A 17991-nucleotide genomic window follows, 5' to 3' on the forward strand; every position below is an offset into this window, starting at 1 on the left:
CCGACGTAGAAACGGGCATCAGCCGGTCAGGGGATCGCATTTTTCGGAGCACTTCGGAGGACAGCTGTGGGACGACTCTTCGGCACGGACGGGGTCCGCGGCGTTGCCAACGCCGACCTGACGGCGGAGCTGGCGCTCGGCCTGTCGGTCGCGGCCGCGCACGTGCTCGCCGAGGCGGGCACCTTCGAGGGCCATCGGCCGACCGCCGTCGTGGGCCGTGACCCGCGTGCCTCGGGAGAGTTCCTCGAGGCCGCCGTCGTCGCGGGCCTCGCCAGCGCGGGCGTGGACGTCCTGCGCGTCGGCGTGCTGCCGACGCCCGCCGTGGCGTACCTCACCGGCGCCCTCGGCGCCGACCTCGGCGTGATGCTCTCGGCCTCGCACAACGCCATGCCCGACAACGGCATCAAGTTCTTCGCCCGCGGCGGCCACAAGCTCGCCGACGAGCTGGAGGACCGCATCGAGTCCGTCTACGAGGAGCACCGCACCGGCGCTCCCTGGGACCGTCCCACCGGCTCCGGCGTCGGCCGGGTCCGCGACTACGACGAGGGCTTCGACAAGTACGTCGCCCACCTCATCGGCGTCCTCCCCAACCGGCTCGACGGGCTGAAGATCGTCCTCGACGAGGCGCACGGCGCCGCGGCCCGCGTCTCGCCCGAGGCCTTCTCCCGGGCCGGCGCCACCGTCGTCACCATCGGCGCCGAGCCGGACGGCCTCAACATCAACGACGGCTGCGGCTCCACCCACCTCGACCTGCTGAAGGCCGCCGTCGTCGAGCACGGCGCCGACCTCGGCATCGCCCACGACGGCGACGCCGACCGCTGCCTGGCCGTGGACGCGGCCGGCCAGGAGGTCGACGGCGACCAGATCCTCGCCGTGCTCGCCCTCGCCATGCGCGAGGCCGGCACCCTGCGCGGCGACGCCGTCGTCGGCACCGTGATGTCGAACCTCGGCTTCAAGCTGGCCATGGAGCGCGAGGGCCTCGCCCTCGTCCAGACCGCGGTCGGCGACCGCTACGTCCTGGAGTCCATGAAGGAGCACGGCTACGCGCTCGGCGGCGAGCAGTCCGGGCACGTCATCGTGCTCGACCACGCCACCACCGGCGACGGCACCCTGACCGGCCTGATGCTGGCCGCCCGGGTCGCCGCCACCGGCAAGTCCCTCACCGAGCTCGCCGCCGTCATGGAGCGGCTGCCGCAGGTCCTGGTCAACGTCCCGGACGTCGACAAGTCCCGGGTCGGCACCTCGGGCGAGCTGGCCACCGCCGTCGCCGAGGCGGAGCGCGAGCTCGGCTCCACCGGCCGCGTGCTGCTGCGCCCCTCCGGCACCGAGCCGCTGGTGCGGGTCATGGTCGAGGCGGCCGACATCGAGCAGGCCCGCGCGGTGGCCGGGCGACTCGCCGACGTCGTGAAGTCGGCCCTCGGCCAGACCGGCTGACGCAGGGCCCGACCGGCCCCGGTCGGCTGACGTGCCGTCTGACCGCCCGTGCCGGCCTGACGCCTCGTCGGCCGACCGGCGGTCTGACCGACGCCCGTCCGTCGCCCCGCCCCCGGCCCGGCTGACGTTCCGTCCCCCCCCGGGTAACGGCACCCCGTCGACCCCCTCCCCCGCCGGGAGGGGGTCGACGCCGTCTCAGGCCGCCGGCCCCGTCCCGTTCGAGCCCCTCCCCTTGCGGATCCAGTGCCCCCGCTGCGTACGCCACAGCAGCACCTGTCCGAACAGCGTCAGGGTGCCGGCCAGGATGATGCCCGTCAGGTTGAGCACCAGCTGCTCGACCGAGCCCCACATCTGGCCGTACTGCCCGTAGCTGAGCGCCACCGCCGCGTTGGCGGCGGCCGGCACGGTCGTCACGGAGATCGCGACGCCGATCAGCGCGCCCGACTTCGTCGAGGTGAGCGAGAGGGTGCCGGCCGCGCCCGCGAGGAGGGCGACGACGAAGGAGAACGGGTCCGGCTTCCAGATGAAGCCGGTGTTGCTGCGCGGCGCGTCGAGCTGCTCGACCGAGAACAGGCCGAGCGCGTCCATGCCCAGGCTGAAGACGGTCGTCGCGACGATCGCCGCCGCGAAGCCCACGACCAGCGCGTACGAGGAGCGCAGCACCAGCTTCGCGGAGCGCCGCACGATCCCCGTGCAGATGCCGGCGAGCGGGCCGAACTCCGGGCCGACCGCCATCGCGCCCACGATCAGGATCGCGTTGTCGAGGACCACACCGCAGGCCGCGATCATCGTCGCCAGGATCATGAAGGCGCTGTAGGTGATGGTGAGCGTCGACTCCTCGTGGGTGGCGTCGGTCAGCTGCTCCCAGACGACCGCGTCGGCGGCCTGACCGGGGGCCTCCTCCTCGGCCGCCGTGGCCCGCTTCGACAGCGAGAGGTCGATGTCCTCGACGGCGATCGACCCGTCCTGGTCGATCCTCAGGTCCCGCATCCCGTTGATGAGTTCGTGGCCGGCCTCGCGGGCGACGTCGCACATCACGAGGTCCCCGGCCGGCTCGCGGGCGGCGCCCGGCAGCACCACCACATGGGTGGTGCCCACCGTCCGGTCGATGAGTGCGACGGCCGCCTCGGTACGGTCGGGCGGAACGATCATCCGAAGGTGCAGCATCCTCAGAGCTTACGGAGGCTCAGTCGCTGCACCTTGTGATCGGGCCCCTTGCGCACCACGAGCGTCGCCCGGCCCCGCGTCGGGGCCACGTTCTCCAGCAGGTTGACCTTGTTGACGGTCCGCCACATCGTGCGGGCGTAGTCCAGCGCCTCCTCCTCGGAGACCTGCGTCCAGCGCCGGAAGTACGAGGAGGGGTCCTGGAAGGCGGTCTCGCGCAGCTTGCGGAAGCGGTTGAGGTACCACTGCTCGATGTCCTCGGCGCGGGCGTCCACGTACACCGAGAAGTCGAAGTAGTCCGCGAGGCCCACCCGGGTCCGCCCGTCCTTGCCGGGCAGCGCCGGCTGGAGGACGTTGAGCCCCTCCACGATGAGGATGTCCGGGCGGCGCACGACGAGCCGCTCACCGGGCACCCGGTCGTAGATCAGGTGCGAGTAGACCGGCGCGGTGACCTCCTCCTTGCCCGCCTTGATGTCCGCGACGAACCGGGTCAGCGCCCTCCGGTCGTACGACTCGGGGAAACCCTTCCGGGACATCAGACCGCGCGCCTTGAGCTCCTCCATCGGATACAGGAACCCGTCGGTGGTGACCAGCTCCACCCGCGGGTGCTCGGGCCAGCGCGCGAGCAGCGCCTGCAGCAGTCGGGCCACGGTCGACTTCCCGACCGCGACCGACCCGGCCACCCCTATGACGAACGGCGTCCCGCGCTGCTCGCCGCGCTCCCCGAGGAAGGTGTTCAGCGCCCCCCGCAGCCCGCTGGTGGCCTGCACGTACAGGTTCAGCAGCCGCGACAGCGGCAGATAGACGTCCCGCACCTCGTCGAGGTCGATGACGTCCCCGAGCCCGCGCAGCCGCTCGACCTCCTCGGCGGTGAGCGGCAGCGGCGTCTTGTCCCGCAGCGCGCTCCACTCGGCCCGAGTGAGATCGACGTACGGCGTCGGCTCGGCCCCCCGCCGGGCTCCGTTGCCGGCGGGACCGTTCGGGCTTCGTGGCGGCGAAGTGATCACGCAGCCATTGTCGTGGGTGCGGGGCCGTCGTGGGCCGTGGGGTGGGTCACGCGGGATACGGGTTGTGGGGCACCGGCCCGGACCGTGATCATTCGGTCATGCGCATGTCTGTACGTACCGCCCTGTCCGCCACCGCCGCCGCCTCCCTGGCCCTGCTCCTCGCCGCCTGTGGCCAAGCCGACGACGGCAAGCCGAAGGGGGACAACGACGCCTCCGCGTCCGCCGCCGCCAAGCCCGACGTCAAGGCGCTGAGCGCGGCCGAGCTGGAGAAGCTCGTCGTGGCGCAGGCGGACCTGCCGGGCTACAAGGTGCAGAAGCCCGCGGCCGAGGACATCGTGAACGGCGGCGACGTCGGTGCCGACAAGGCCGCCTGCGAGGCGCTCGCCGAGGCCATGTCCTCGGTCGCGCCCGGCACGCCCGGCGCCAGTGCGCAGCGGCAGGCCGTCCAGGCCAAGAAGAAGACCGCCGCCTCCCCGGACGACATCATGAGCGCGCTCGGCGCGCCGGCGACCTCGGTCACGCTCGGTTCCTACGCCGGGCAGGGCGCCCAGCAGGCCCTCGCCTCGCTCAAGGCCGCCGGCGACGCCTGCGGCAACGGCTTCACCATCAGCGCCAGCGGCGAGAAGACCCAGGTCGTGAAGGTGACGCCGGAGGCGCTGACCGCGGGCGACGAGGGCGTGGCCTTCACCGTCGTCAGCAAGATGGAGGCCAAGCCCTTCGTCAGCACGCTGGCCGCCTTCCGCAAGGGCAACAACCTCGCCACCTTCTCCACCATCAGCCTCACCGGCAAGGTCAAGGAGCTGCCCAAGGACCTGGTCGACGCGCAGGCGGCCAAGCTGCGCTGAGTCCGGCCGGTCGAGGGGGTTCCGCCGTAGGCTGCGCCCTATGTGCGGAATCGTGGGCTACGTAGGCGGTCAGTCGGCGCTCGATGTCGTGATCGCGGGCCTGAAGAGACTCGAATACCGGGGCTACGACTCGGCCGGGGTCGCGGTGCTCTCCGACGGAGGGCTCGCCGCGGCCAAGAAGGCCGGCAAGCTCGTCAATCTGGAGAAGGAGCTGGTGGACCGCCCGCTGCCGAGCGGCTCCACCGGCATCGGCCACACCCGCTGGGCCACGCACGGCGGGCCCACCGACGCCAACGCGCACCCCCACCTCGACAACGCGGGCCGCGTCGCCGTCGTCCACAACGGCATCATCGAGAACTTCGCCGTCCTGCGGGCCGAGCTCGCCGAGCGCGGCCACCGGCTCGCCTCCGAGACGGACACCGAGGTCGTGGCCCATCTGCTCGCCGAGGAGTTCTCCTCCGTCGGCGACCTCGCCGAGGCCATGCGGCTGGTGTGCCGGCGACTCGACGGGGCCTTCACCCTCGTCGCCGTCCACGCCGACCAGCCGGACGTCGTCGTCGGCGCCCGGCGCAACTCCCCGCTCGTCGTCGGAGTCGGCGAGGGCGAGAACTTCCTCGCCTCCGACGTCTCCGCCTTCATCGCGCACACCCGCTCCGCCATCGAGCTCGGCCAGGACCAGGTCGTCGAGCTCACCCGCGACGGCGTCACCGTCACCGACTTCGACGGCGCCCCCGCGGACGTACGGGCCTTCCACATCGACTGGGACGCCTCCGCCGCCGAGAAGGGCGGCTACGCCTCCTTCATGCTCAAGGAGATCGCCGAGCAGCCCAAGGCCGTCGCCGACACCCTCCTCGGCCGGATCGACGCCGAGGGACGCCTGCACCTCGACGAGGTGCGCATCCCCGACGCCGTGCTCCGCGAGGCCGACAAGATCGTCGTCATCGCCTGCGGCACCGCCTTCCACGCCGGGCTCATCGCCAAGTACGCCATCGAGCACTGGACCCGGATCCCCTGCGAGGTGGAGCTGGCCAGCGAGTTCCGCTACCGCGACCCGATCCTCGGACAGCGCACCCTCGTCATCGCCATCTCCCAGTCCGGCGAGACCATGGACACCCTGATGGCCCTGCGGCACGCCCGCGAACAGGGCGCCAAGGTGCTCGCCGTCTGCAACACCAACGGCTCGACCATCCCGCGGGAGTCGGACGCCGTCCTCTACACGCACGCCGGACCCGAGGTGGCCGTCGCCTCCACCAAGGCCTTCCTCACCCAGCTCGTCGCCTGCTACCTGCTCGCGCTCTACCTCGGCCAGGTGCGCGGCACCCAGTGGGGCGACCAGATCCTCGCCGTCGTCCGAGAGCTGTCCCGCATCGGCGACGAGGTCGAGCGGGTCCTGGAGACCATGGAGCCGGTCCGCGCCCTCGCGCGCACCCTGGCCGACCAGGACACCGTGCTGTTCCTCGGCCGGCACGTCGGCTACCCGGTGGCCCTCGAAGGCGCGCTCAAGCTCAAGGAGCTCGCCTACATGCACGCGGAGGGCTTCGCGGCCGGCGAGCTCAAGCACGGGCCGATCGCCCTCATCGAGGAGGGCCTGCCGGTGGTGGTCGTCGTACCGTCGCCGCGCGGCCGTTCGGTCCTCCACGACAAGATCGTCTCCAATATCCAGGAGATCCGGGCGCGGGGCGCCCGCACGATCGTGATCGCGGAGGAGGGCGACGAGGCCGTCGTCCCGTACGCCGACCACCTCGTCCGCATCCCCGCTACGCCTACGCTTCTCCAGCCGCTGGTCGCCACCGTGCCGCTCCAGGTCTTCGCCTGCGAACTGGCGACGGCACGGGGCAACGAGGTCGACCAGCCGCGCAACCTGGCCAAATCAGTGACGGTGGAGTGAGTGGACAGATGATCATCGGGGTGGGGATCGACGTGGCGGAGATCGACCGCTTCGCCGCGTCGCTGGAACGTACGCCGGGGCTGCTGCAGCGCCTCTTCGTCGAGCGCGAGCTGCTGCTGCCCAGCGGCGAACGCAGGGGCGCCGCCTCCCTGGCCGTGCGCTTCGCGGCCAAGGAGGCCCTCGCGAAGGCCCTGGGCGCCCCGGCCGGCCTGCACTGGACGGACGCCGAGGTGTACGTCGAGGACACCGGGCAGCCGCGGCTGCGGGTGAAGGGGACGGTCGCGGCGCGCGCCGCCGAGCTGGGGGTGCGGCACTGGCACGTCTCGCTCAGCCATGACGCGGGGGTGGCGTCGGCGGTGGTGATCGCGGAGGGGTGACAGCGGCGGGGTGACCGCGGCGGGACCAGCGGCGGGACAGCGGCGGGACCAGCGGCGGGATTGCGGCGGGACAGCGGCGGGATTGCGCCGGGCCGGTCGCGGGCCGGTGGCGGGCTGGTGGCGGGCTCCGCGCCGAACGGGGAGGGTGGTGCCATGCGTACCGCTTACCGCGTGGAGACCGTAAGGGCCGCCGAGGCCGCACTCATGGCACGACTGCCGGAAGGCACGCTCATGCAGCGGGCCGCGGCCGGCCTCGCCGCCGTCTGCGCCTCCCTCCTGCCGAGGGTCTACGGGGCACGGGTCGTCCTGCTCGTCGGCAGCGGCGACAACGGGGGCGACGCGCTCTACGCCGGCGCCCGCCTCGCCCGGCGCGGGGCCGGTGTGACGGCCGTCCTGCTCGGGGCGCGCGCCCACGAGGGCGGGCTCGCCGCGCTGCGGGCGGCGGGCGGACGGGTCGCCGACGACCCCTATGAGGTGCTGGCCGTCGCCGATCTCGTCCTCGACGGGATCACCGGCATCGGCGGCCGCGGCGGCCTGCGGCCCGACGCCGTGCCCGTCGCCCGGGCGGCGCGCGGCTCCGACGCGGTCGTGGTCGCCGTGGACCTGCCGAGCGGCGTCGACGCGGACACCGGGGAGGTGACGGGGCAGGCGCTGGCGGCCGACGCGACCGTCGCCTTCGGCGCGTACAAGCCGGGGCTGCTCGTCGACCCGGCCCGGGAGTACGCGGGCGTGGTGCGGCTCGTCGACATCGGCCTCGGCGCCACGCTCCCCTCCGTACCGGACCTGGAGGCCCTGCAGCACGAGGACGTGGCCCGGCGGCTGCCGACGCCGTCGGCCGAGAGCGACAAGTACCGGCGCGGGGTCGTCGGCCTGGTGGCCGGCTCCGCCCGCTACCCCGGCGCCGCGGTGCTCGCCGTCGAGGGCGCGCTGCGCGGCGGCGCGGGCGCGGTGCGGTACGTGGGACCGGCCGGCGACGCGGTGATCGCCGCGCACCCCGAGACCCTGGTGCACGCGGGGCCGCCGGCGAAGGCGGGCCGCGTCCAGGCGTGGGTGGTCGGCCCGGGGCTCGGCGACGAGCCGGGCGTGGCGGAGGTCCTGGCCACGGACGTCCCCGTCCTCGTCGACGCGGACGGACTGCGCGACCTCACCCCGGAGGCGGTGAAGTCCCGTACCGCCGCCACCCTCCTCACCCCCCACGCGGGCGAGGCGGCGGCCCTGCTCGGCGCCTCCCGCGAGGAGGTCGAGGCGGGCCGCCTCGACGCCGTCCGCGAACTGGCCGCCCGCTTCGGCGCCACCGTCCTCCTCAAGGGCTCGACCACGCTGGTCTGCGGCGCGGGCGGCGCCGGCCCGGTCCGGGTGAACCCGACGGGCACCTCCTGGCTGGCGACGGCGGGCTCCGGCGACGTCCTGTCGGGCCTGGCGGGCTCCCTCCTCGCCACCGGCCTCCCGCCGCTGGAGGCCGCCTCGACCGCCGCCTACCTCCACGGCCTGTCGGCCCGCCGCGCCGCGCGGGGCGCGCCGGTGTCCGCGAGCGACGTGGCGGCGGGGCTGCCGGGGGCGTGGCGGGACGTGACGGGCGGCTGAGCCCGACCCCGCACCCCGCCACTCGGGGGAACGTGTTGGGCCGCACGTGGTGCAGCGCAGGCGCGTGGGGGCGGTGCGTCGTGGGATGGGCGGGTGATCAGTTGGAGAACGAAGACATGGGCCGCCGGCCTGCTGCTGTGCGCCGTGACGTCCCTGCCGCCCCTGCCCGCGTCCGCCGACGCCCCCGAACCGCTCGTGCCCGGAGTGGCCGGCGCCGGCCGGGCGGAGTACCCGATGGACACGCCCGACCAGGTGCTGCCCCCGCAGCAGCCCGAGGGCGAGGTGCCGGTGCCCGAGCCGGAGCAGCCGGTCGACGAGCTCGTCGAGTACCTGCCGCGCAGCGCCGCCGGCGCGGCCTGCACGGCCTCGGCCGGGCCGCACCAGCGCCGGGTGGAGCGGCTCCTCGGCCTGAAGGCCGACGGGAAGCAGTCCGCGGCGGACTGCCGGGCGATCCGGGCCTTCCAGCAACGCGAGAAGATCAAGCCCGCGAACGGCTACGCCGGACCCGTCACCTGGGGACGCGCCGAGCTGCTGGCCGCCCGCAGGAACCCCAACGCGGCCGGCCGCTGCCCCGTGCGCTCGTACACCGTCGCCTGCGTCGACCTCGACCGGGAGCTGATGTGGGTGCAGAAGGGGAAGCGGGTGACGTACGCGGTGGTCAACATCCGCAGCGGCCGACCCGGCTACCGGACCCGGACCGGCTGGCACGAGATCTACTGGCGGCACAAGGACCACTGGTCCTCCATCTACGACACCCCCATGCCCTACTCCCAGTTCTTCGACGGCGGCCAGGCCTTCCACGCCGTCTACGGCCCGCTCGCCACGCCCACCGGCAGCCGCGGCTGCGTCAATCTGAGCTACGACCACGCGAAGCGACTCTGGGACGCGCTGCGCAAGGGTGACCGGGTCTACATCTGGGGTAAGCGGCCCGAGCGCTGATCGGCGATCCCGTCCCGGCGAGTACTCGCCATGGGGGCCGTGCCGCACCGGAGGCGGCATACCGTCACGGCTGTGCAGCTTCGCTACAACTTCCGCGTGTATCCGGAGCCTGGCCAGCGCCGAGAGCTGGCGAAGGCCTTCGGGTGCGCCCGCGTGGTCTTCAACGACGGACTTCGGGCCCGCCAGGAAGCCCACGAGGCGGGACTGCCGTACATCAGGGACGGCGACCTGCAGAAGCGGGTGATCACCGCTGCCAAGCGCACCGACGAGCGAGCCTGGCTGTCGGAGGTGTCCTCGGTGGTTCTGGTGCAGTCGCTTCGAGATCTGCATACGGCCTACCGGAACTTCTTCTCCTCGGTCACGGGGCGGCGCAAGGGGCCGGGGGTCGGGCCGCCTCGGTTCAAGTCGAGGAAGGACCGGCGGCAGTCGATCAGGCTCACCGCAAACGGATTCGGCCTTCGTGACAACGGCCGGCTGTACGTGGCGAAGGTCGGCGAACTCCGCGTGCGCTGGTCCCGTTCCCTCCCCACGACGCCGACCAGTGTCACGCTCATCCTGGACGCGGCGGGGCGCTACTGGGCCTCGTTCGTCGTCGAAACCGAGCCGGACGTCCTGGACGGGCCGGAGGCCGACACCGGAATCGACCTGGGGCTGAACCACTTCGCCGTACTCGCCGACGGCACGAAGATCGACAGCCCTCGGTTCCTGCGCCGGGCGGAGAAGAAGCTCAAGCGCATGCAGAAGGGACTCAGCCGCAAGATCAGGGGAAGCAACAACCGCGCCAGGGCGCGTACCGAGGTGGCACGCCAGCACGCCCGCGTGGCGGACCGGCGCCGGGACTGGCACCACAAGCTCTCCACCCGCATCATCCGCGACAACCAAGCGGTGTATGTGGAGACGCTGTCCGTCCGGGCCCTGGGCCGCACCCGACTCGCCAAGTCCGTACACGACGCGGCATGGGCCCAGTTCGTCCGCATGCTGGAGTACAAGGCCGCCAGACACGGCCGCACCTTCGTCAGGGTCGGTCGGGCGTTTCCCTCCTCGCAGATCTGCTCGGTCTGCGGGCACCGGGACGGTCCCAAGCCGCTCCACGTCCGGGAGTGGACGTGCGCCCGGTGCGGCACCGCGCATGACCGTGATCACAACGCAGGGCGGAACGTCCTCTTCGAAGGACGACGTATCGTCGCCGCCGGACGGGCGGAGACGCGAAACGCCTCGCCGAGCGCGGGTAAGACCGGGGCGGGACTCCCGGCGCAGCGCGTTGAAGCAGGAAGCCGCCGAGACGGCCGACCGGCCGTGGCAGGGAGGCCCGTCCCTTAGGACGGGTCGCACGTCAAACCTGAGAGACTGGCGGCGATGACTGAGACACCGCTGCCCCGCCGAGCCCGTGCCGAGATCGACCTCGGTGCGCTGCGTGCGAACATCCGTACGCTGCGCGCCCGGGTCGACCCGCATGTTCAGATCATGGCCGTGGTCAAGGCCGACGCGTACGGGCACGGCGCCGTGCGCTGTGCCCGGGCCGCCGTCGAGGCGGGGGCGACCTGGGTGGGTACGGCCACTCCGCACGAGGCGCTCGCGCTGCGGGCGGCCGGGCTCGTGGACGTGCGGATCATGTGCTGGCTGTGGACGCCGGGGGATCCCTGGGCGGAGGGCATCGAGGCCGGGCTCGACATGTCGGTGAGCGGCATGTGGGCGCTGGCCGAGGTCGTCGAGGCGGCGCGGGAGACCGGGCGGCGGGCCAGGATCCAGCTCAAGGCCGACACCGGTCTCGGGCGCAACGGCTGTCAGCCCGCCGACTGGCCCGAGCTGGTCACCGAGGCGCTCAAGGCCGAGGCGCAGGGGCTCGTCAAGGTGACGGGGCTGTGGTCGCACTTCGCTTGCGCGGACGAGCCGGGGCATCCGTCCATCGCCGCGCAGCTGGACGTCTTCCGGGGGATGCTCGACTTCGCCGAGAAGGCGGGGGTCGAGCCCGAGGTGCGGCACATCGCCAACTCGCCGGCCACGCTGACCCTGCCCGAGACGCACTTCGACCTGGTCAGGCCGGGCATCGCGATGTACGGCGTGTCGCCCGCGCCGGAGATCGGCACCTCCGCCGAGCTGGGGCTGCGGCCGGTGATGAGCCTCAAGGCGTCCGTCGCCCTGGTGAAGGACGTGCCCGGCGGGCACGGGGTGTCCTACGGGCACCACTACACGACGCCGGGTGAGACGACGCTGGGGCTCGTGCCGATCGGGTACGCCGACGGGATTCCGCGGCACGCCTCCGGGCGGGGGCCCGTGCTCGTCGACGGCAAGGTGCGGACGGTGGCCGGGCGGGTCGCCATGGACCAGTTCGTCGTCGACCTCGGCGGCGACCGGCCCGAGCCCGGCACCGAGGCGGTGCTCTTCGGGCCCGGTGACCGGGGCGAGCCGACGGCGCAGGACTGGGCCGAGGCCGCCGACACCATCGCGTACGAGATCGTCACCCGGATCGGCGCGCGCGTCCCGCGCGTCTATCTCGGCGAGTAGCGGGGGAGGGCGGCCGTGGGCGAGGAGACCTGGCGGCGGGCCGGCTGGGCCGGTGCCGCGATAGGCGTGCTCGCGGCCGGCGCGGCCGCCGGTGTCGCCGTCGAGCGGCTCACCGTGGGGCGGTCCGTACGGGAGAAGGCCCGGCTCGCCCTGGACGCCGAGGGGCCCTACGGGGCGCTGCGCGGCACCCCGGGGACGGCGGTCGCCGACGATTCGACGGCGCTCTACTACGAGGTGGACGAGGTGGCGGGCGACGCGCCCGCCCCGCGCCGGCGGCGGCTCTTCGGGCGGAAGGCGCCCGCGCCCGTCACCGTCGTCTTCAGCCACGGCTACTGCCTCAACCAGGACTCCTGGCACTTCCAGCGGGCCGCGCTGCGCGGCCTGGTCCGGGCCGTCTACTGGGACCAGCGCAGTCACGGGCGGTCGGACCGGGGGGTCGAGCAGTCGGGGGCGGACGGTGTGCCCGTCTCCATCGACCGGCTCGGGCGCGATCTCAAGGCCGTCATCGACGCCGCCGCCCCCGAGGGCCCGCTGGTGCTGGTCGGGCACTCGATGGGCGGGATGACGATGATGGCCCTGGCCGACCGGTATCCGGAGCTGGTCAGGGAGCGGGTGGTCGGGGCCGCGTTCGTCGGGACCTCCGCGGGGCGGCTCGACGAGATCAGCTACGGGCTGCCGATGGCCGGGGTCAACGCCGTGCGGCGGGTGCTGCCGGGCGTGCTGCGGGCGCTGGGCTCGCAGGTGGACCTGGTGGAGCGGGGGCGGCGGGTCACCGCCGATCTGTTCGCCGGGCTGATCAAGAAGTACTCGTTCTCGTCGAAGGACGTCGATCCCGCGGTCGTGCGGTTCGCGGAGCGGATGATCGAGTCGACGCCGATCGACGTGGTCGCCGAGTTCTATCCGGCGTTCGTGGAGCACGACAAGACGGCGGCGCTCGCCGTCCTGGACGGGCTGCCCGTGCTGGCGCTGGCCGGCGACCGCGATCTGGTCACGCCCAGTTCGCACACCGAGGCCATCGCCGACCTGCTGCCGGGCGCGGAGCTGGTGATCGTGCCCGACGCGGGGCACCTGGTGATGCTGGAGCATCCGGAGGCGGTCACCGACCGGCTCGGCGACCTCCTCGGGAGGGTGGGAGCAGGAGTCCTCGGCGGGTAGGTAGGTTGGCGCCCATGGACACTCCGCACATCCAGACCACCCTCGAAGTCGACTCCCCCGAGCGCATGCAGGAGCTCGGCCGCCGTCTCGCGAAGCTGCTGCGCCCCGGCGATCTCGTCATGCTCACCGGCGAGCTCGGCGCCGGGAAGACGACGTTGACCCGTGGTCTCGGCGAGGGTCTGGGCGTCCGGGGGGCCGTGACCTCGCCGACCTTCGTCATCGCCCGCGTCCACCCGTCCCTGGTCGGCGGTCCCGCGCTGGTCCACGTCGACGCGTACCGGCTGGGCGGCGGTCTGGAGGAGATGGAGGACCTGGACCTCGACGTCTCGCTGCCGGACTCGGTCGTGGTGGTCGAGTGGGGCGACGGCAAGGTCGAGGAGCTGGCGGACGACCGGCTGCACGTGCTGATCCACCGGGTGGTGGGCGACACCGCGGATGCCGAGGACGACCGGCGGACCGTCGTGCTCAACGGGATCGGCGCGCGGTGGGCCGACGAGGACCTGCTGCTGGGCTGAACGTACAGAGGTTCCGACAACATGTCGGGAAAATGTTGCGTGAGGGCTCCGGGCCGTGGTGACATGGAATCACGAGCTGGTTAGGTGTACCTAACCTACGGGAGGCATTCATGGCGACGCCGGAGCACGCCGGTCGGCCGGACCACACCGCGGACAGCGTCTCGATGGGGGAGCTGCTGGCCGCCTGCGCCGCGGCCAGCGCCGTGTCGACCCCGCCCCGCGAGGCCGAACGGCCGGCGGACGAGCCGGAGCCCTCGGTACGCGACGAGGCCGCGTAGAGCGCGGCGGGCGCGCACGCCGGGCGAGGCCGCGTAGAGCGCCAAGGGCGCGCACGCGGGGGGAGGTCGCGTAGGGCGCGGCCAGCGCACGGGCCGCGCACGCGGCCGAGGCCGTACGGAGCGCGGCAGGCGGCGTCTACGCGACGACGACGACCTTCGCGCCGATCACCGCGAACGTCCACAGCGCGTCGCCGTCCGCCCGCTTCATCCGCACGCCGCCGGTCTTCTTCGACGGGTCCGGCTTCGGCGTCGAGCCGTCCACCGCCGCGCTGAAGCCGATCGACACGTCCTGGACGGTCGCGAACCGCACCACGTGCTCGATCTGCACCCCGTCCGAGCCGCGCACCGCGCCGGAGCGCGAGGTCACCGCGTACACGCCGGGCGGCGGCGAGACCGTGCTCGGCATCACCGAGAAGGTGTGGGTGACCTGGCCCTTCTCGTCCACCAGCCACACCCGGCGGTCGGACAGGGCGTAGACCACGCGCTCGCCCTTGCCGGAGTTCGCGGGCAGCGCGAGCGGGTCCTTGGCCGGCTGCTTCGGCTTCGCCGAGACCGCGGGGGCCGAGCTCGGCGACTGCGGCCTGGCCGCCAGGTCGGCGGCCGAGGGCACGTTCGCCGAGGCCTGGTAGGCGAGGAAGCCGACCACGGCCACGGCGGCCGCGGTGAGCCCGGCCACGAATCCCGAGCTGCTCCTTGCCACCGCGCGCCCACCTTCTGTCGTACCTACGTATCGGTGCCTGACCGTAGCAGCCGCCGCCCCGTGCGGGCGGGGCGCCGTACGCCGGACACGCCCTGCGCTCCGGCGCCGTAGGCTGTTCGCGTGCTCTTGCTCGCCATGGATACCGCCACGCCCGCCGTCACCGTCGCCCTGCACGACGGCGACACCGTCGTCGCCGAGTCGAGTCAGGTCGACGCCCGCCGGCACGGGGAGCTGCTGCTGCCCGCCGTCGACCGGGTCCTGAAGGAGGCCGGGCTCAAGCTGGACGCCGTGACCGGGCTCGTGGTCGGCGTCGGCCCCGGCCCCTACACCGGTCTGCGCGTCGGCCTCGTCACCGCCGCCTCCTTCGCCTCCGCGCTCGGCGTCCCGGTGCACGGACTGTGCACCCTCGACGGACTCGCCTACGCCTCCGGGATCGAGGAGCCGTTCGCCGTCGCGACGGACGCGCGCCGCAAGGAGGTCTACTGGGCGCGCTACGACGACCGCCGCACCCGGGTGGGCGACGCGGCCGTCGACCGGCCCGCCGACATCGCCGAGCAGCTCGCCGGGCTGCCCGTGGTCGGCGCCGGCGCCCGGCTGTACCCGGAGGCGTTCCCGGACGCGCGCGACCCCGAGCACCAGTCCGCCGCCGCGCTCGCCGCCCTCGCGGCCGAGCGGCTCGCCGCGGGCGCCGGCGGCTTCCTCGACCCGCTGCCGATGTACCTGCGCCGGCCCGACGCGCAGGTGCCCAAGAACTACAAGGTGGTCACGCCGAAGTGAGCGGCGTGGAACTGCGCGAGATGCGGTGGTGGGACATCGCCCCCGTGCTCGCCCTGGAAGCCGAGCTGTTCCCCGAGGACGCGTGGTCCGCGGGGATGTTCTGGTCGGAGCTCGCCCACTCCCGCGGCCCGCGCGCGACCCGCCGCTATGTGGTGGCCGAGTCCACCGAGGGCGGTGCCGGCCGGATCGTCGGCTACGCGGGGCTCGCCGCGGCCGGTGGCCTCGGCGACGTCCAGACCATCGCCGTCGCCCGCGAGCAGTGGGGCAGCGGCCTCGGCGGGCGGCTCCTGACCGACCTGCTCCAGCACGCCACGGCCTTCGAGTGCGACGAGGTCCTGCTCGAAGTGCGCGTGGACAACACCCGGGCCCAGAAGCTTTACGAGCGCTTCGGCTTCGAGCCCATCGGTTTCCGGCGCGGCTACTACCAGCCCGGAAACGTGGACGCGCTCGTGATGCGACTGACCGTTCAAGGAACTGAGACTGATTCTGATGGCTGCTGACGAACCGCTCGTACTCGGCATCGAGACCTCCTGCGACGAGACCGGCGTCGGCATCGTCCACGGGACCACCCTCCTCGCGGACGCCGTCGCCTCCAGCGTCGACACCCACGCCCGCTTCGGCGGTGTCGTGCCCGAGATCGCCTCCCGCGCCCACCTGGAGGCGATGGTCCCGACGATCGAGCGCGCCCTGAAGGAGGCCGGGGTCTCCCCGAAGGACCTCGACGGCATCGCCGTCACCGCGGGGCCCGGCCTCGCGGGCGCGCTGCTCGTCGGCGTCTCGGCGGCCAAGGCGTACGCGTACGCCCTCGGCAAGCCGCTGTACGGGGTCAACCACCTCGCCTCGCACATCTGCGTCGACCAGCTGGAGCACGGCCGGCTGCCCGAGCCGACGATGGCTCTGCTGGTCTCCGGCGGCCACTCCTCGCTGCTGCTGTCCTCCGACATCACCTCCGATGTGCGGCCCATGGGCGCGACCATCGACGACGCCGCGGGCGAGGCCTTCGACAAGATCGCCCGGGTGCTCGACCTCGGCTTCCCCGGCGGACCGGTCATCGACCGGCTCGCCAGGGAGGGCGACCCGAAGGCGATCGCCTTCCCGCGCGGCCTGTCGGGCGCCAAGGACCCGGCGTACGACTTCTCCTTCTCCGGTCTGAAGACGGCCGTGGCCCGCTGGATCGAGGCCAAGCGGAACGCCGGCGAGGAGGTGCCGGTGCGGGACGTCGCCGCGTCCTTCCAGGAGGCGGTCGTCGACGTGCTCACCCGCAAGGCCGTGCGGGCCTGCAAGGACGAGGGCGTCGACCACCTGATGATCGGCGGCGGCGTGGCCGCCAACTCGCGGCTGCGGGCGCTCGCCCAGGAGCGCTGCGAGCGGGCCGGCATCCGGCTGCGGGTGCCGCGGCCGGGGCTGTGCACCGACAACGGCGCGATGGTCGCGGCCCTCGGAGCCGAGATGGTCGCCCGCAACCGGGCCGCCTCCGACCTGGAGCTGTCGGCCGACTCCTCGCTGCCGGTGACCGACCCGCACGTGCCCGGGGCGCACGCCCATGTGCACGACCACGACCATGTGCACGAGGTCAGCAAGGACAACCTGTACTCATGAGGGTCACGCTGATGTGGGAGGCGCGTGCCGCCGAGGGCCGGGGGGCGGAGCTCCTCGCCTGGGCGCGCGCCCGGGAGCTGCCGGCGGAGCCGCTGCGGCGCGAGACCTTCCGCGCGCCGGGGGACCGGGTCCTCGTCCTGACCTGGTGGGAGACGCCGGACGGGCTGGACGCGGAGCTGCCGGAGCTGCCGGAGCCGGAGGCGGGTCTCGTCACCCGTCCGGTCCACCGCTGGCGCTTCGAATCAGTCGGATAGGCGTATCAACGGCACGGTCCGAGCAACCTTTCGAACGATTCGGGCATCCCACAGCGCGTGAAGAAGACCCTCGCGCTGTGGGCGGCGCTGACCGCCGTGGCCCTGTTCGCGACCGGCTGCGCCGTCGCCGACGCCGACACCCCGGCCGCCCCGAACGCCGCCTCCGTGACCCCGTCGTCCGGTGACAAGGCCTCCGGCGCCGCCACCCCGGACCAGCGGGCCGCCGCCTACGCGAAGTGGGGCCTGAAGCCGCTCCCGGAGCCGCCGGCCCCGCCCGCGAAGAAGCCGGTCACGCGGGCCGTCGGCGGACCCGTCCCGGTGGTGAGCGACATCGCGACCCGCGACAAGGTCGTCTTCCTCACGATCGACGACGGCGCCGAGAAGGACCCCGAGTTCGTCGCGATGATGCGGGACCTCAAGGTGCCCGTGACGATGTTCCTCACCGACGCGGCCATCCGCTCCGACTACCGCTACTTCGCCCCGCTCGTCGCCCAGGGCCACGGCGTCGCCAACCACACCCTCACCCACCCCAACCTGCGCGCCCTCTCCCCGGAGGCCCAGCGCAGGGAGATCTGCGGCCAGCAGGACAAGCTCGCCGCCGAGTACGGCAAGCGCCCGCGGCTCTTCCGCCCGCCCTACGGCAACTGGAACGAGTCCACCCGGGCCGCCGCCGCCCGGTGCGGGGTGGACGCGATCGTGCTGTGGCGCGAGTCCATGCAGATCAAGAACATGCAGTACCAGCGCGGCGACAAGAAGCTGCACCCCGGCGACATCATCCTGGCCCACTTCCGCGGCCCGTCCGAGCTCAAGGGCACGACGATGACCGAGATGACGGCCAATCTGCTGCGCCACATCGAGGAGCAGGGCTTCACGGTGGCGCGCCTGGAGGACTACCTCTGAAAAAAATCCCGGGACGTTGTCGATGCGGCCGGCTCCCGATCGACGTATGAGTGGAAGGCGGGGAACGGCC

The 17991-nt window shown here is 73.2% G+C and carries 19 protein-coding genes; 16 read left to right on the forward strand and 3 right to left on the reverse strand.

Annotated features, from left to right (window positions below; genetic code table 11):
• Window positions 1-66 precede the first annotated feature (66 nt).
• Entirely contained in the window at window positions 67-1434 is a 1368-nt protein-coding gene (gene glmM / locus ACH414_RS16560; RefSeq protein WP_382532483.1) for a phosphoglucosamine mutase, read from the forward strand.
• Between the two features lie 195 nt (window positions 1435-1629).
• Here the strand turns inward: glmM and ACH414_RS16565 are convergent, their stop codons facing one another.
• On the reverse strand, window positions 1630-2601 hold the full coding sequence (locus ACH414_RS16565) for a DUF389 domain-containing protein (protein ID WP_382532481.1): 972 nt from the start codon (window positions 2599-2601) through the stop codon (window positions 1630-1632).
• Window positions 2602-2603: 2 nt separating this feature from the next.
• On the reverse strand, window positions 2604-3605 hold the full coding sequence (coaA, locus tag ACH414_RS16570) for a type I pantothenate kinase (protein WP_382532479.1): 1002 nt from the start codon (window positions 3603-3605) through the stop codon (window positions 2604-2606).
• A 104-nt stretch (window positions 3606-3709) separates the two neighbouring features.
• Here coaA and ACH414_RS16575 point away from each other — a divergent pair, with 104 nt between their 5' ends.
• The 10 genes from ACH414_RS16575 (at window position 3710) to ACH414_RS16620 (ending at window position 13691) form a co-directional block, all read left to right on the forward strand.
• Entirely contained in the window at window positions 3710-4450 is a 741-nt protein-coding gene (locus ACH414_RS16575; RefSeq protein ID WP_398942190.1) for a hypothetical protein, read from the forward strand.
• A 40-nt stretch (window positions 4451-4490) separates the two neighbouring features.
• Window positions 4491-6338, forward strand: a complete 1848-nt coding sequence (glmS, locus tag ACH414_RS16580; RefSeq protein WP_398942192.1) for a glutamine--fructose-6-phosphate transaminase (isomerizing) — start codon at window positions 4491-4493, stop codon at window positions 6336-6338.
• Between the two features lie 8 nt (window positions 6339-6346).
• On the forward strand, window positions 6347-6715 hold the full coding sequence (locus ACH414_RS16585; RefSeq protein ID WP_382532474.1) for a holo-ACP synthase: 369 nt from the start codon (window positions 6347-6349) through the stop codon (window positions 6713-6715).
• Between the two features lie 153 nt (window positions 6716-6868).
• Entirely contained in the window at window positions 6869-8299 is a 1431-nt protein-coding gene (locus ACH414_RS16590; RefSeq protein WP_398942194.1) for an NAD(P)H-hydrate dehydratase, read from the forward strand.
• 93 nt (window positions 8300-8392) lie between these two features.
• Entirely contained in the window at window positions 8393-9238 is an 846-nt protein-coding gene (locus ACH414_RS16595; protein ID WP_382532470.1) for a L,D-transpeptidase family protein, read from the forward strand.
• A gap of 72 nt (window positions 9239-9310) precedes the next feature.
• Window positions 9311-10558: an RNA-guided endonuclease InsQ/TnpB family protein gene (locus ACH414_RS16600; RefSeq protein ID WP_398942263.1), complete on the forward strand. Its 1248-nt coding sequence runs from the start codon at window positions 9311-9313 to the stop codon at window positions 10556-10558.
• Window positions 10559-10594: 36 nt separating this feature from the next.
• On the forward strand, window positions 10595-11743 hold the full coding sequence (alr, locus tag ACH414_RS16605; RefSeq protein WP_382532468.1) for an alanine racemase: 1149 nt from the start codon (window positions 10595-10597) through the stop codon (window positions 11741-11743).
• A gap of 15 nt (window positions 11744-11758) precedes the next feature.
• Window positions 11759-12898, forward strand: coding sequence for an alpha/beta fold hydrolase (locus tag ACH414_RS16610; RefSeq protein ID WP_382532466.1), 1140 nt, complete (start codon window positions 11759-11761; stop codon window positions 12896-12898).
• A 14-nt stretch (window positions 12899-12912) separates the two neighbouring features.
• Window positions 12913-13413, forward strand: coding sequence for a tRNA (adenosine(37)-N6)-threonylcarbamoyltransferase complex ATPase subunit type 1 TsaE (tsaE, locus tag ACH414_RS16615; RefSeq protein ID WP_382532464.1), 501 nt, complete (start codon window positions 12913-12915; stop codon window positions 13411-13413).
• 110 nt (window positions 13414-13523) lie between these two features.
• Window positions 13524-13691, forward strand: a complete 168-nt coding sequence (locus ACH414_RS16620) for a hypothetical protein (protein WP_382532462.1) — start codon at window positions 13524-13526, stop codon at window positions 13689-13691.
• 136 nt (window positions 13692-13827) lie between these two features.
• Here the strand turns inward: ACH414_RS16620 and ACH414_RS16625 are convergent, their stop codons facing one another.
• Entirely contained in the window at window positions 13828-14391 is a 564-nt protein-coding gene (locus tag ACH414_RS16625) for a L,D-transpeptidase (protein WP_382532460.1), read from the reverse strand.
• Between the two features lie 120 nt (window positions 14392-14511).
• Here ACH414_RS16625 and tsaB point away from each other — a divergent pair, with 120 nt between their 5' ends.
• The 5 genes from tsaB to ACH414_RS16650 are packed head-to-tail and all read left to right on the forward strand — an operon-like array spanning window position 14512 to window position 17921.
• A complete protein-coding gene (gene tsaB / locus ACH414_RS16630; RefSeq protein WP_382532458.1) occupies window positions 14512-15168 on the forward strand; it encodes a tRNA (adenosine(37)-N6)-threonylcarbamoyltransferase complex dimerization subunit type 1 TsaB in 657 nt (218 codons plus the stop codon).
• A 20-nt stretch (window positions 15169-15188) separates the two neighbouring features.
• Window positions 15189-15668, forward strand: a complete 480-nt coding sequence (gene rimI, locus ACH414_RS16635; RefSeq protein WP_382533319.1) for a ribosomal protein S18-alanine N-acetyltransferase — start codon at window positions 15189-15191, stop codon at window positions 15666-15668.
• Window positions 15658-16767, forward strand: a complete 1110-nt coding sequence (gene tsaD, locus ACH414_RS16640) for a tRNA (adenosine(37)-N6)-threonylcarbamoyltransferase complex transferase subunit TsaD (protein WP_382532456.1) — start codon at window positions 15658-15660, stop codon at window positions 16765-16767. Before rimI ends, tsaD begins: the two co-directional genes overlap by 11 nt.
• Window positions 16764-17021: a hypothetical protein gene (locus ACH414_RS16645; protein ID WP_382532454.1), complete on the forward strand. Its 258-nt coding sequence runs from the start codon at window positions 16764-16766 to the stop codon at window positions 17019-17021. The genes tsaD and ACH414_RS16645 overlap by 4 nt, the downstream gene beginning before the upstream one ends.
• Window positions 17022-17078: 57 nt before the next feature.
• Complete coding sequence (locus ACH414_RS16650; RefSeq protein ID WP_398942198.1) at window positions 17079-17921, forward strand: polysaccharide deacetylase family protein; 843 nt, start codon at window positions 17079-17081, stop codon at window positions 17919-17921.
• Window positions 17922-17991: the final 70 nt, after the last annotated feature.

This window comes from Streptomyces sp. NPDC020422, from assembly GCF_044386705.1.
GTDB lineage: Bacteria > Actinomycetota > Actinomycetes > Streptomycetales > Streptomycetaceae > Streptomyces.